Annotated in this window: 14 protein-coding genes; 9 read left to right on the forward strand and 5 right to left on the reverse strand. The window is 71.5% G+C overall.

The genetic code is table 11. The features are described from left to right. Positions 1 to 80: 80 nt before the first annotated feature. Positions 81 to 455: a hypothetical protein gene (locus ABZT12_RS30800; protein ID WP_356390588.1), complete on the reverse strand. Its 375-nt coding sequence runs from the start codon at positions 453 to 455 to the stop codon at positions 81 to 83. 417 nt (positions 456 to 872) lie between these two features. On the opposite strand from ABZT12_RS30800, the gene ABZT12_RS30805 reads away from it, so the two are divergent. The 3 genes from ABZT12_RS30805 (at position 873) to ABZT12_RS30815 (ending at position 2314) form a co-directional block, all read left to right on the forward strand. Beyond that, on the forward strand, positions 873 to 1214 hold the full coding sequence (locus ABZT12_RS30805) for a MerR family transcriptional regulator (protein WP_356390590.1): 342 nt from the start codon (positions 873 to 875) through the stop codon (positions 1212 to 1214). A 124-nt stretch (positions 1215 to 1338) separates the two neighbouring features. Further along, positions 1339 to 1692, forward strand: a complete 354-nt coding sequence (locus ABZT12_RS30810; RefSeq protein ID WP_356390592.1) for a DUF1330 domain-containing protein — start codon at positions 1339 to 1341, stop codon at positions 1690 to 1692. A gap of 163 nt (positions 1693 to 1855) precedes the next feature. After that, on the forward strand, positions 1856 to 2314 hold the full coding sequence (locus tag ABZT12_RS30815; protein ID WP_356390594.1) for a hypothetical protein: 459 nt from the start codon (positions 1856 to 1858) through the stop codon (positions 2312 to 2314). Between the two features lie 13 nt (positions 2315 to 2327). Here ABZT12_RS30815 and ABZT12_RS30820 read toward each other — a convergent pair whose 3' ends face one another. Beyond that, complete coding sequence (locus tag ABZT12_RS30820; protein ID WP_356390596.1) at positions 2328 to 2822, reverse strand: PaaI family thioesterase; 495 nt, start codon at positions 2820 to 2822, stop codon at positions 2328 to 2330. 107 nt (positions 2823 to 2929) lie between these two features. Between ABZT12_RS30820 and ABZT12_RS30825 the strand changes: the two genes are divergently transcribed. From ABZT12_RS30825 to ABZT12_RS30835, 3 genes are all read left to right on the forward strand, one after another. Further along, positions 2930 to 3418 (forward strand): helix-turn-helix domain-containing protein, encoded by a 489-nt coding sequence (locus ABZT12_RS30825; protein ID WP_356390597.1) that lies wholly within the window; start codon positions 2930 to 2932, stop codon positions 3416 to 3418. Between the two features lie 152 nt (positions 3419 to 3570). Further along, positions 3571 to 4722, forward strand: a complete 1152-nt coding sequence (locus ABZT12_RS30830) for a cytochrome P450 (RefSeq protein WP_356390598.1) — start codon at positions 3571 to 3573, stop codon at positions 4720 to 4722. A gap of 136 nt (positions 4723 to 4858) precedes the next feature. Continuing rightward, positions 4859 to 5233, forward strand: coding sequence for a cupin domain-containing protein (locus ABZT12_RS30835; protein ID WP_356390599.1), 375 nt, complete (start codon positions 4859 to 4861; stop codon positions 5231 to 5233). A gap of 8 nt (positions 5234 to 5241) precedes the next feature. Here the strand turns inward: ABZT12_RS30835 and ABZT12_RS30840 are convergent, their stop codons facing one another. Together ABZT12_RS30840 and ABZT12_RS30845 are read right to left on the reverse strand one after the other, a co-directional pair. Beyond that, entirely contained in the window at positions 5242 to 6153 is a 912-nt protein-coding gene (locus ABZT12_RS30840) for an endonuclease/exonuclease/phosphatase family protein (RefSeq protein ID WP_356390600.1), read from the reverse strand. Between the two features lie 237 nt (positions 6154 to 6390). Next, the gene (locus ABZT12_RS30845; protein WP_356390601.1) at positions 6391 to 7149 is read right to left on the reverse strand and encodes a DUF2071 domain-containing protein; all 759 of its coding nucleotides are present in this window, start codon (positions 7147 to 7149) and stop codon (positions 6391 to 6393) included. 186 nt (positions 7150 to 7335) lie between these two features. On the opposite strand from ABZT12_RS30845, the gene mgrA reads away from it, so the two are divergent. Both mgrA and ABZT12_RS30855 read left to right on the forward strand, forming a co-directional pair. Further along, positions 7336 to 8379, forward strand: coding sequence for an L-glyceraldehyde 3-phosphate reductase (gene mgrA / locus ABZT12_RS30850; protein WP_356390603.1), 1044 nt, complete (start codon positions 7336 to 7338; stop codon positions 8377 to 8379). 352 nt (positions 8380 to 8731) lie between these two features. After that, the gene (locus ABZT12_RS30855; protein WP_356390714.1) at positions 8732 to 9478 is read left to right on the forward strand and encodes an NPP1 family protein; all 747 of its coding nucleotides are present in this window, start codon (positions 8732 to 8734) and stop codon (positions 9476 to 9478) included. A gap of 52 nt (positions 9479 to 9530) precedes the next feature. Here the strand turns inward: ABZT12_RS30855 and ABZT12_RS30860 are convergent, their stop codons facing one another. Continuing rightward, entirely contained in the window at positions 9531 to 10643 is a 1113-nt protein-coding gene (locus ABZT12_RS30860) for a GNAT family N-acetyltransferase (RefSeq protein WP_356390605.1), read from the reverse strand. A gap of 481 nt (positions 10644 to 11124) precedes the next feature. Between ABZT12_RS30860 and ABZT12_RS30865 the strand changes: the two genes are divergently transcribed. After that, on the forward strand, positions 11125 to 12495 hold the full coding sequence (locus tag ABZT12_RS30865) for a ricin-type beta-trefoil lectin domain protein (RefSeq protein ID WP_356390607.1): 1371 nt from the start codon (positions 11125 to 11127) through the stop codon (positions 12493 to 12495). Positions 12496 to 12577: the final 82 nt, after the last annotated feature.

A 12577-nucleotide genomic window follows, 5' to 3' on the forward strand; every position in this document is an offset into this window, starting at 1 on the left:
AGTGGGTCTACGACACGATCAGCGGCGCCAAGGGTCATCTCACCTCCAGACGCGCGTCGGCAGGGCCCCTATGACGTTTCTCACTGGTCGGAGTAGCTGAAGTCGCCCACGGTCCAGGCGCTGACGTCACGGATCGCGACGCGGTACATCCCGCCGGTCTCGGGAATCCCCACCGTGCCCTGGAGGATCCGGGCGAGATGGAAGTGCAGATGAGTGGGCGGCTCCCCGCTGTCGGGGAGGTACTCGGGCGGGGCCGCGGTGAACACCTCGGAGAACGGACCGAGCCGGTCCGAATCCTTCAGGACCTCCGACACCCGCCTCCGCCATACGGATTCGGGAGCCAGTCGTCCGGTGATCACAGCACCGCCGACGACCACTGTCAGTGACATCTGGTTGCTGTGCTCGGACTCCACCATGGTGCAGATCGCTACGAGCAGCTCGTCAGGGTTCGACATGAGAGCCGATTCTATTCGGCGCGCCGACGAGATCGACCGACTCCTCGCAGGTCACAGAATACCTGCACCTCAAGGCCATCCAAATCTGCTCTGGCAACGATAGACATTGCCCCGGCGGCGCGAGTACGGTTTCTTCTGTAGACATACTCAGGTCCCGGTCGAGGGACGGAGGAGCGAGCGCCATCAGGACCGTCCGGTCCGGGAGCGTTCCGGCCCGGGCGCCGCAGAACCCCGGAAGGGCAGGTGGTCCCCGGTCACGCAGTCGCGAACTTCGCGTGCCCGCTCCGTCGGCGGACCGGGCAGCGAAGACCCAGGTCGGCGCGGTGACACGGCCGACAGATGGTGTTGAATTTCCTTCGGGGCCCTGGTGCCGTCAGGCACCGGGGCCCCTCGACGCGTTCCGCACAACGAGGTGACATGACAGCAGCAGACACTCCGCTCGGCGATCGTCTGGACGACGACAACTACCCGGCGTACACCATGGGACGGGCGGCCGAGATGCTCGGGACCACACCCGGCTTCCTGCGAGCCATCGGTGAGGCCCGGCTGATCACCCCGCTCCGCTCGGAGGGGGGCCACCGCCGGTACTCCCGCTACCAGTTGCGCATCGCCGCTCGCGCGCGGGAACTCGTCGACAAGGGCACGCCGATCGACGCCGCCTGCCGCATCGTCATCCTCGAGGACCAGCTGGAGGAAGCGCAGCGCATCAACGCCGGCTACCGCCGAGAGGCGAACGAGGCGGCCGGCAGCGCGAGTTGAGCGGTCACGGGGCCGAGCGGTCACCCGCCCTTACCCCGCGGGTAATCGACCCGGGCGCGGTCTCTCCCGCAGGGTGGTCCCACGGCAGCGGCCGGCGCACCCCACGAGACCGCAGGAGGCACCCATGCCCGCGTACGCCCTCGGAAACCTCCGGCCCGGCGCCCGGGTCCACGACGACGTCCTCGCCTACATCGAGGGCATCCAGGCGACCCTGGACCCCTTCGGCGGTCGGTTCCTCGTCCACGGGGCGCCCGACCGGGAGGTACGGGAGGGCAGATGGCCGGACGCCCTCGTCGTGATCGCCTTCCCCTCGCTGGCCGACGCGCGGGCCTGGTACGACTCCCCCGCCTACCAGGAGCTGCTGCCGCTGCGCACCCGGCACGTCGAGGGCGACATCCTGCTCGTCGACGGTGTGGCCCCCGGTTACGACCCGGCCTCGACGGCCGCCGCGCTGCGGGCGGCGCGCGACGCCGACTGAAGGGGCGCGCGAGACACCACGGGGTGGTGTTGGGCCGTACGAGTGGTGCGGTCGCCGAGTCCGTCGTAGCGTCGGGACTGTGACAAGGGCGCCTCGGCCCTCGGGTGGACCCGGCGGGGCGGGCGCCGGGCACGGATGTGGCGACAGCCGGCCGGGAGCCGATATGCGTGTACACACAGTGACTCTGACGATCGCGTTCTGCGCCGCAGCCGCCCTTCCGGCGGCGACGGCGAGTACGTCCGTCGCCGCCCCGCCGGCGGCCCCGGTCGCCGCGAGACAGAGTGCGGGACCCGTCCTCGTGGACTGCCTCTGGCATCAGGTCGTGCGCCCCGCCGACTACGTGCTGGCGTGCGGGGACGGCAACAGCCGTCTCACCTCGCTGCACTGGTCCAGTTGGGGCTCGGACTCGGCCACGGCGACCGGCGTCAACGCGGTGAACGACTGTAGGCCGTACTGCGCGGCCGGCAGGTTCCACGACTATCCCGTCGTCGTCCGGCTCGACAGCCCGCAGTCCTGGAAGAAGCAGCCGCAGGTCCAGCACTTCACACGGATGACCCTGGAGTACACGGGCGCCAGGCCGGCCGGCTTCCCGCGCGAGGTGACGTTCCCCCTGTGGAACTGAACTCCCCGTTCGCCTACGGGACTTCGAGTGGGAAGAGCATGCAGGTGCTGGTGGCGTGAGCGAGCAGGCGGTCCGCCGAGTCGAGCAGCCGGGCCTGGGCGAGGGCGGTGCGGCGGCCGGCGCTGAGTACGGTGCCGACGGCCCGCACCCTGCCGGTGCCGACCGTGACGGGGCGCAGGAACTTCACGGTCAGGTCGAGTGACGTGTAGCCCATGCCCCGCGGCAGGGTCGACTGCACCGCGCAGCCGGCCGCCGAGTCGAGGAGGGTGGCGTAGACCCCTCCGTGCACGCTGCCGATGGGGTTGTAGTGCTCCTCCCCCGGCACCAGCGAGAACACCGCGTGGCCGTGGTCCACCTCGTCGAGGGTGAAGTTCAGGGTGGCGCCGATCGGGGGCCCGGGGAGTCGTCCGCCGGTCAGCTCCCGCAGGAACTCCAGCCCGGTCGTGTGTCCCACCGCGGCCGCGGAGACCGTCAGGTCCTCCCAGTCGTACGTCCGCGAGCGTCCCATGCGGCTGACCCCTCTCGACTGTCGTCCATCGGCTGGCTTCCACGAACGAAGTTAGATGGGTGGGCAGCTGACTGTCAATGACAGAGCCAGATGGCTACGATGGGTCCATGGAGTGGCTCGACGTGAGTACGGAGAACTGCACGGTCCAGCGCACGCTGGAGCTGGTAGGCGAGAAGTGGACCCTGCTGATCCTGCGCGACGCCCTGAACCGCGTGCGGCGGTTCGACGACTTCAAGCGCCATGTGGGGCTCTCCGACGCGGTGCTGTCGGACCGGCTGCGGAAGCTGGTCGCCGCCGGGATCCTGCGGACCGTCCCCTATCAGGAGGCGGGCAGCCGGACCCGGAACGAGTACCGGCTGACGCGGAAGGGCCGCGATCTCTGGCCCGTCCTCCTGGCCCTGCGGGAGTGGGGCGAGACCTACGTCGCCGATCCGGAGGGTCCGGTCATCGAGATCCGGCACACCGAGTGCGACGCACCGGTGCGGGTCGTCGTCGAGTGCTCCGGCCCGCACGCGGCGCTCACCCCGGCCGACGTCACCGTCCGTCCGGGCCCCGCGGCCCGGCCCGTCGCGCCCGCCCGCGGCGCCGGCCACTGACCCGCTCCCCGTTTTCCGGCAGGACAACCGTTTATCAACTGCCCTGACTTCACTGGCCAGTTGTCCGCCGAGGACTTCCTCGAACACCAGCGGTGGAGGCGGGTGGCGGGGATGATCGTAGGTGTTCGCTCTCGACGCCTTTTGGAGGGTCAGTGTCCGACGCGATCGCCCCGTTCGATCCGACCGAACGCAATATCACCGAGTACAAGCAATCCCACTCCGACTTACGCGCGGCCGGTCCCCTGGTCCGTGTGGACGCGCCGGCCGGCGGCTCGGCCTGGATCGTCACCGAGGACGCCCTCGCCCGGCAGGTGCTCACCGACCCCCGGTTCGTCAAGGACCCGGCCATGGCCCCCCTGGACTGGGACCGGCAGATGGCGGGCCTGGAGCGGCCGGCCGCCGAGCAGGCGTCGCTGACCACAGCCGACGGGCCGGACCACGCGCAGTTGCGCAAGGCCCACGCCCCGCTCTTCTCCGCGCGCGGCATCAGCCGCTACTACGACCGCATGCTCGTCATCGCCCGCCAACTCCTCGCGGACGCCGCCGAGTCGGTGCCCGCGGGCACCCCGGTCGATCTCACCCTCGACTTCACCACCCGGTACCCGGTGGCCGTGGTCTGCGACGTGCTCGGCATACCGCCCGAGAACGTCGACCGGACGATGCAAGCCTGCCGCGACATGTTCAACCCCGATCCGGCCGCGTTCGGCGCCGCCTTCGCCACCTTCGCCGAACTCGCCGACGCCGCGCTGGAGGCGGGTGACGGGGTCGCCGCCGAATTGCGCGACCGGCTGCCCGCCGACACCAGCCAGGAGGATCTGCGCTACTTCATCTTCCTCATCATCTTCGCCGGACAGCCGACGATGGACTCCTCGCTCGGCTACCTACTGGCCGGTCTCCTGGAGAACGGGGTGCCCGGCACCGAGCGCAAGGTCCTGGAGGACTTCGTCCAGACCGCCCTGCGCCGGCAGCCCCCGGCCCCGTTCACGCTGTGGCGGTTCACCGCGACCGAGGTCGAGGTGGCCGGGGTCACGCTGCCCGAGCGCACCCCCGTCCTCGTCGACCTGTTCGGCATCACCGTCGCCCCGGACCGCCCGGAGGGGCCGGACCTGGTGTTCGGCGCGGGCCCCCACTACTGCATCGGGGCCCAGCTCGCCATGTTCGAGATGCGCGCGCTCGCCGAGGTGTTCGCCGAGAACCACGCGGGCGCCCGGCTCGGCGTCCCGTACGCCGAACTGCGCCAGACCGACATCGGCGGCACCCAGGGCAGCAAGCTGACCGCGCTGCCGGTCGTGTTCAGGGAGTAACCGGGGGGCGGCACAGGTCCGCGTCGTCCACGGGAGACGATGGTGGCCGGGCCTGCACCGGCGCCGGAGCCCGTTTCCGCGGCTTCGGCGCCGGTGCAGGCACCAGCACGAGCGGAGATACGGCGGCGATGCGGTCATGGACGGACCCGGACTCGAATTCCATCTGCCGAGCGGTGCGTGGACGCCGCCGCGGGGAGCCGTAGCGGGGGTCGAGGAACGGGTGCTCGCGCAGGACCCCGCGGGTGCGCACCGTACCGTCCTGGTGCGGTGGGCGCCGGGGACGGACACCTCGGCCCAAGGGGTCACGCGCCACCCCGACTTCTGGGAGGAGGTCTACCTCCTGGAGGGGACGATGCGTGACCTGACGCTCGACGAGACCTTCACCGCCGGCATGTACGCCTGCCGGCCGCCGGGCATGCCGCACGGCCCCTGGATCTCCGACGACGGCGTCACGATGCTCGTCGTCACCCGTCCCGGACAGTCCGCGCGGGACGCCTCACCGGGGGCCTGAGCGGCGGCTCAGAGCGCCAACTCGGCGATCAGGGGCCGGTGGTCGGAGATCGGCGTCCTCGGCGCGCGTGCCGGGCCGAGGCCCTCGTGGCCCAGGCCGGCCGTCAGGATGTGGTCCAGCTGCACGAGGGGACGGTGCGAGGGAAAGGTCCGTACGGGTTCCGGGGTCCGCCAGACGCGCGCCGCCGATCCCTCCGCCGCGGGCGCACGCAGGGGCCAAGTACCGGCTCGTTCGGCGGTGTTGAGGGTGAGACGGGGAATCGCGCCGATCAGGTTGAAGTCGCCGAGCAGCACGTGGGGAGCGGGCAGGGCGGCGATCCAGCGCCGTACGGCGAGGAGTTGGCCGACGCTCCAGCCGGGGACGAACGAGAGATGGAGCGCCACCGCCGTGAACGGCCCCCGCCGCCCCTCCAGTACGGCGGCGAGCGCGGCCCTCGGCTGGTCCCTGGCCAGGACCGGCGCACGCCGGCCGGCGACCCGCAGCGGCAGGCCGAAGGGGGCCGGGGAGAGCCGTAGCGCCCGCCACTCCCGGACCGGGAGGCGGGTGAGCAACGCGACGCCGTGGGAGGGGACTTGGCCTTGCGGCACCGTGTCCAGCGGCCCGTAGACACGCAGTCCCGGTTCGGCCGGGTCGCGGACCCAGCCGCCGCCCGGTACCGAGCGGCAGTGCAGCGCCGACGCGTAGCGCCACTGGTCCGCGCCCGCCGCGGCGGCGGCGACCGCCGCCTGGTCGAGGCTCCCGGACCGCTCCAGCAGACGGTCGACCTCCTGAAGGGCGATCACGTCGGCGTCCAGGGACGCCACCGCCTCGGCGAGAGGGAGCGCGGCGTCGGCGGGCCCGGGCGCGGGCCGGCCGTCGCCCTGGATCCGCCGGCCGTGCAGCACGTTGAAGGTCGCGCACCGTACCCGTGTGTCACCCATGGCTGCCGCCGGCCCCTGTCCGTCGTCGGCGCGAACGGAACCCCGACGACGGGTCGTTGGCGGACGTGTCGGCTGTCCCGCCGTGCGGGCGGTCGGCCGTGCGCCGGGTCGAGGCGGTCAACAGGCGGGCGGTTGCGGTGCGTTCGGGTCTCGGCGGTGCTGTCACGCCGTCCTCCTGTGTCACGTCGGCAGGGCCGGTGATCCTCGCGGAGGCGGTGGCCCGCGTCATCGGGGAGTCTACGTAAACCGGTTGGCGGGGTGCCGGGGCAGCACCGTGGGCATGCCGAAGCGGACCGAGACTCCGGGCGAGTAGAGGACACTGACCGGCGGTTCGGCGGGGTGCGGCAGTCCGGCGGCGCGGACGAGGGTGTCGTCGAGGTCGAGCAGTTCGGCCTCGTGCAGCGGCCAGTGCTCGTGTTCGTTCGGAAGGTGAAGGGTGCGGCCGTGCCACTCGACGTGCAGCCCCCACCGGGCGGTGAGGAAGCGGTGCAGCGGGGTGGGCTCCGTGATCGGCCGGCCGGGCCGCACGACGGCACGGCTGGTCTCCCGCCGGCCGGCCGGGCCCCGTCGGTTGCAGGAGTAGGTGATCACGTCCCCTTCGTGCCGCAGACTCATCGCCGACCATATGTAGGGCAGCCCGACACCGATCCGGCCGAGCAGGACGGGGAAGAGCCGGGCGGCGTCGAGCGAGCGGAAGACGACGCCGCGCCGGCCGGCGTCGTCCACCGAGTACAGGCGCACGTTCGTCTCGGCGAAGGTGCCGAGGTAGGGCAGGCCGGGGCCCGGGCCCAGCCCGACCTGACGCATCAGGAACGGCACCAGTCCGACGTAGGTGACGCCGTCGAGGGTGTCCGGGCGGGTGCCGGGCGGCAGCAGGGGGGCCACGCGCTCGGGGGCCACCGGCCAGTGCAGGAAGGTCAGTTGCTGCCACTTCTGCACGAACGTGGACCGTCCGACGGGGCGCGGTGTGTCCAGGGTGATCGGCTCGATCTCCATAGGGCAGGTTCTTAGCACAGGGGTATGAGTCGGTGCGGCACCGGGGCCGTGGCTCATGTCCTTCGGACGGGCGCCGTCTCATCCGACGCGGGCGGGCTGTTGGACTTGCGATTCGAGCGGGTGCACAGTGGGCACGCCCGTCGCCCCGAGCGGCACGAAACCACTCTCACCTGCGGAGAAAGCCCCATGAACCACGTCGCGGACCCCGAGCGGTACAACGGCACCATGCGCTACCGGCGCACCGGGCGCTCCGGACTCGACCTGCCGGTCCTGTCGCTGGGCTACTGGCACAACTTCGGTGACGACCGGTCCTTCGAGAGCCAGCGGGACATCGCGCTGCGCGCCTTCGACCTCGGGATCACCCACCACGACCTCGCCAACAACTACGGCCCGCCGTACGGCTCCGCGGAGGTGAACTTCGGGCGGCTGCTGAAGCGGGACCTGGCGCCGTACCGGGACGAGCTGATCGTCTCCACCAAGGCCGGCTGGGACATGTGGCCCGGCCCCTACGGACAGGGCGGCGGCTCCCGCAAGTACCTGCTGGCCTCCCTCGACCAGTCCCTGCGGCGCACGGGGCTGGAGTACGTCGACATCTTCTACTCCCACCGGCTCGACGCGAGCACCCCCCTCGAAGAGACGATGGGTGCCCTGGACACCGCCGTCCGCCAGGGCAAGGCCCTCTACGTCGGCATCTCCTCCTACGACGCCGACCGCACCCGGGAGGCCGCCGGCATCCTGCGCGAGCTGGGGACGCCGCTGCTCATCCACCAGCCGTCGTACAGCATGGTGAACCGCTGGATCGAGACCGACGGGCTGCTCGACGTGGCGGCCGAGGAGGGCTTCGGGGTCATCGGCTTCACCGCGCTCGCGCAGGGGCTGCTGACCGGGCGCTACCTCGACGGGATCCCGGAGGACTCGCGGGCCGCGCAGGGCACGACGTTCGACACGGAGTGGCTGTCGGAGGAGATGGTGCGGCGGCTGCGCGCCCTCAACGACCTCGCGGCCCGGCGCGGGCAGACCCTGGCGCAGCTGGCGCTCGCCTGGGCGCTGCGCGACGAGCGGGTGACCTCGCTGGTGATCGGCGCGTCCCGTCCGGGACAGCTGGAGCAGAACGTGGCCGCGCTGGAGAACCTGGACTTCACCGCCGAGGAGCTGGCCGAGATCGACACCCACGCGGCCGACGGCGGTGTCGACCTGTGGCGGGAGGCGCGTACCGGGCAGATGGGCTGACGGGCTCGCGCGCCGGGCCGCGGCTCGGTGGCGGCCGGCCGGTGGTCGCCGAGCCGCTCCGCCCAGCCGACCGGGGCGGTCCTCGTCGGGGTCAACAACTGTTTGCCGTACGGTAGTTGACCTCGTCGCACCCCGCCTGCGATGGTCTGGACCAGTCGCGCCCGGGAGCGGTGCGGTGTGCGGTGAGCGTGTACGCAGGCGCTCAGCGCCGTCCTCGGCGCCGCTCCCGGCGCCGACCCGTACCGCCGACCGGTCTCGTCCCCGTAGCGAACAGGGAGTACCCGTGCGCCAGAAGACACCCCCCACGCACACCCCCGGCAGACCGGCGGCCCGGACGAAGTCCCGGCTACGGCTGTCGGCCCTCGCCACCGTGCTCGGCGCGCTGGCCCTGGTCGTCGCGGCGCCGAACAGTGCCGGCGCCGCCGTACTGCGTTCGCTGCCGCAGAACGCCGACGGGCTGGAGCAGACCTTCTCCCCCGCCTACGACTACGACAAGGACGGCTGCTACGCCACGGCCGCCATCGGCACCGACGGCACCCTCAACCCGGGGCTGAAGCTCGGCGGTGACGTCAACGGCCACTGCCACGACTACGCCCAGCTGGCCGACTCCAACACCTACTCGCGGGAGAAGTGCAACAACGGCTGGTGCGCCGTGATGTACGCCAGCTACTTCGAGAAGGACCAGGTCACGCTGGGCCCCGCCGCGATCGGGCACACCCACGACTGGGAGCACGTGGTGGTGTGGATCTACGACAACACCGTGCAGTACGTGTCGGTCTCCCAGCACGGCGGCTACCAGGTGGCGGCGGCCTCGGCGGTGCGTTTCGACGGCACGCACCCCAAGATCGTCTATCACAAGGACGGCATCGGCTCGCACGACTTCCGGTTCGCCAACACCAACGACGAGCCCCCCGAGAACGCCACCGGCGGCTGGTTCTACCCGCGCCTGGTGGGCTGGAACGGCTATCCCGACGGGCTCAAGGAGAAGTTGCTGGGCGCCGACTTCGGCTCGGCCACGCTGAAGATCCGGGAGAGCGACTTCGCGTACGCCCTGGGCATCGCCAAGCCGTCCGGCATCCCCTTCGACCCGAACGCCTGACACCCGGCCGGCGCGCGGAGCGCCGTCCGGGCGTCCCGGCCGGGATTCCCGGTCACGTCTTCGGCCGCGTCCCGTGGGAGCCCGGGGCGCCCGAGGTGCGCAGGCCGCCGACCGTCTTCAGCAGACGGTCGGCGGGCTGCCGCAGCGCCGGATGGGCCAGGACCGTGTTGCGCAGGCCGCGCACGGGCCGGCGCCACAGCCGGTGCGCCGCCGCCACTGGATGCGGCCGGCTCGCGAACCCCTCGCCGACCCGCAGCTCGCGGGTCTTCAGCCAGTCCTTCCACTCCTTGTCGCCCCGCCCCAGGTCCATCAGCCGCACCCCCTCCCGGCCCGCGGCCTCCGCCATCCGCAGATGCATGATCAACCCGGGCGAGTAGTAACGCAGTTCGGGGTCGTACGCGGTGAACCAGGCGGCGAAGACCGTGCGCGAGGTCGGCCCGAAGTGCGCGGCGACCGGCCGGTCACCGGCGTAGAGCACGGACAGGACGCCCTTGAAGTGCTCCTCGCGGACCTGGAACAGCTGGTCCACCAGGTCCACTATCCACGGCCGCGCGAACCGGTCCATCCGCCCCGTGCGCCGGTACTGGGCCGACTTCCACCGCATCAGCGTGCGCAGGGGGCCCGGGTCGCGCTCGTCGTAGACGAAGCGCATCCCGCCCAGGTCGCGGCCGAGCCGGCGTTCCTTCTTCAACGTCGTCTTGGCCAGGCCGGGGTAGGCGCCGCGCAGCCACTCCGGGTAGGTGCCGTCACCGTCCTTGAGTTCGATCGCCGGGGAGGCGAAGGTCCCCGTCACATGGCGGCCGAACGGCTTCTGCTCCTCGACCAGATGGTCGAACTCGAAGACCGACAGCCCGCAGGCCTTGAGCAGCTGCCGGGTCTCCCAGGTGACGCCGGGGCGGTGAACCAGCGCCTGGCAGTCCGAGAGCCCGAGCCCGATCGCCCGGCCGACCCCCAGGGAGTTGCGCTCGTACGGGAAGAAGCCCACCGGTTCCCCGTGCTCGCGCAGGACCGCGACCCGCGCCCCGCCGCGGTGCCTGCCGACGCCGGCCGCGAACTCCGGGGCCAGGAAGGGGTTGCCGTAGTCGGGCGAGTCGTCCATCGCCCGGTGCCAGGCGCCGCGGAGCGGGGTGCTCAGCTCCTCGGGTCTGTGGATCGAGATGTCCACTCAGCTCGACCGCCCTTCCGCGGGCACCGCGAAGGATGTACCGGTCGCGGTCCCGGCCCGCAGGGCGCGCGGACCACTGTTCACGGATCGCATGAGCGACCGCCCCCCAATTTCCCCCCAGGACGCGCTGCCCGCGCCCGGCCACTTCCCTGCCTGTCCCCTGTTCCGCACCGGATACGCCACGGCGGGGCTCAAACGTCGCGAAACAGTACGCACGCTGTCAAGAGTGCCTCGGGTAACGGAAACGTGCGGATCGGCCGGCAGCGGCCCGGGGTCGACCACGGCGTTGGCTACAACTTCTCAACTCGGGCGGCGTGTGCGGGAGTTCTCCGGTCGCACCTCTTGACGGCTTTGGTGCAGACCTTTAGGTTCACCAGCCAACAGACCGCTCACGGATGCATTCATCGCTCACATACATGAACGCTTCCGCACGGCACCCCCCACCCTCACCCCCCACCCCAGGACCGGAAGGCCCCCCGCCATGCAACGCCTCGCCCTGCGCTGCGCCATCATGATGTCCGCCTGCGCCACCGCCGTCGGGACGCTCGCCGCCCCGTCCGCCTCCGCCGCCACCGGCACGATCACCGGCCTCGCCGGCAAGTGCCTCGACGTCGCCGGGGCGAGCTCCGCCGACGGCGCCCCCGTTCAGCTCTACGACTGCAACGGCACCGCGGCCCAGCAGTGGACGGTCGGCTCCGACGGAACGATCCGGGCACTCGGCAAGTGCCTTGACGTCACCGGCGGTTCGACCGCGAACGGCGCGCAGCTGCAGCTCTGGTCGTGCGGCGGCGGCGCCAACCAGAAGTGGACGGTCAGCGCCGCGCACGACATCGTCGACCCGGCCGCCGACAAGTGCCTCGACGTCACCGGCAACACCTCGGCCAACGGCACCCGTATCCAGCTGTGGACCTGTACCGGCGCCGCCAACCAGAAGTGGACCGCGCCGGCCGGCGGCGGCACGACCCCGCCCTCGTCCGCGCCGATGGCCGTGGCGCCGTACCTCTACAACGGGTGGGGCAGTCCGCCCAGCCCCACGACTGTCATGAACGCGACCGGAGTGAAGTGGTTCACGCTCGCGTTCGTGCTGAGCAACGGCTCCTGCGACCCGCAGTGGGACGGCAGCCGGGCGCTGACCGGCGGGGTCGACCAGCAGACCGTGAACACCGTGCGCGCCAACGGCGGTGACATCGTCCCGTCCTTCGGCGGCTACAGCGGCAACAAGCTGGAAAGCTCCTGCGCCGGCGCTGGCGCGCTCGCCGCCGCGTACCAAAAGGTCATCAACGCCTACGGGCTCAAGGCCATCGACATCGACATCGAGGCCGACGCCTACAGCAACGGGACCGTGCAGCAGCGCACGGTCGACGCGCTCAAGACCGTCAAGGCCGCCAACCCGGGCCTGAAGGTGTACGTCACCATCGGCACCGGCCAGAGCGGGCCCGACACCAGCCTGATCAACCGTGCCGCGTCGTCCGGGCTGACCGTGGACGCCTGGACGATCATGCCGTTCGACTTCGGCGGCGCCGGACAGAACATGGGCACGCTCACCCAGCGCGCGGCCGAGGGCCTGAAGACCGCGCTGAAGAACGCGTACGGCTACAGCGACGACCAGGCTTACCGGGACATGGGCATCTCCTCCATGAACGGCATCACCGACGACAACGAGACCGTCACCACCGCCGACTTCCGGACCATCCTCGGCTACGCGCAGCAGCACCATCTCGCCCGGCTGACGTTCTGGTCGGCCAACCGTGACCGGGCCTGCGCCGGCGGCTACCCCAACGACGACACCTGCTCGGGTGTGGCCCAGAGCGACTGGCAGTTCACCGGCATCCTCGCCAAGTACACGGGCTGACGGACGCGCACCTCCCCTCACCCCCCAGGACTCACCCCCAGGAGAGATTTGTGCCCAGAGTCGTGCACCCGTCCCCGCCCTC

The organism is Streptomyces sp. NPDC005423, assembly GCF_040606415.1.
GTDB lineage: Bacteria > Actinomycetota > Actinomycetes > Streptomycetales > Streptomycetaceae > Streptomyces.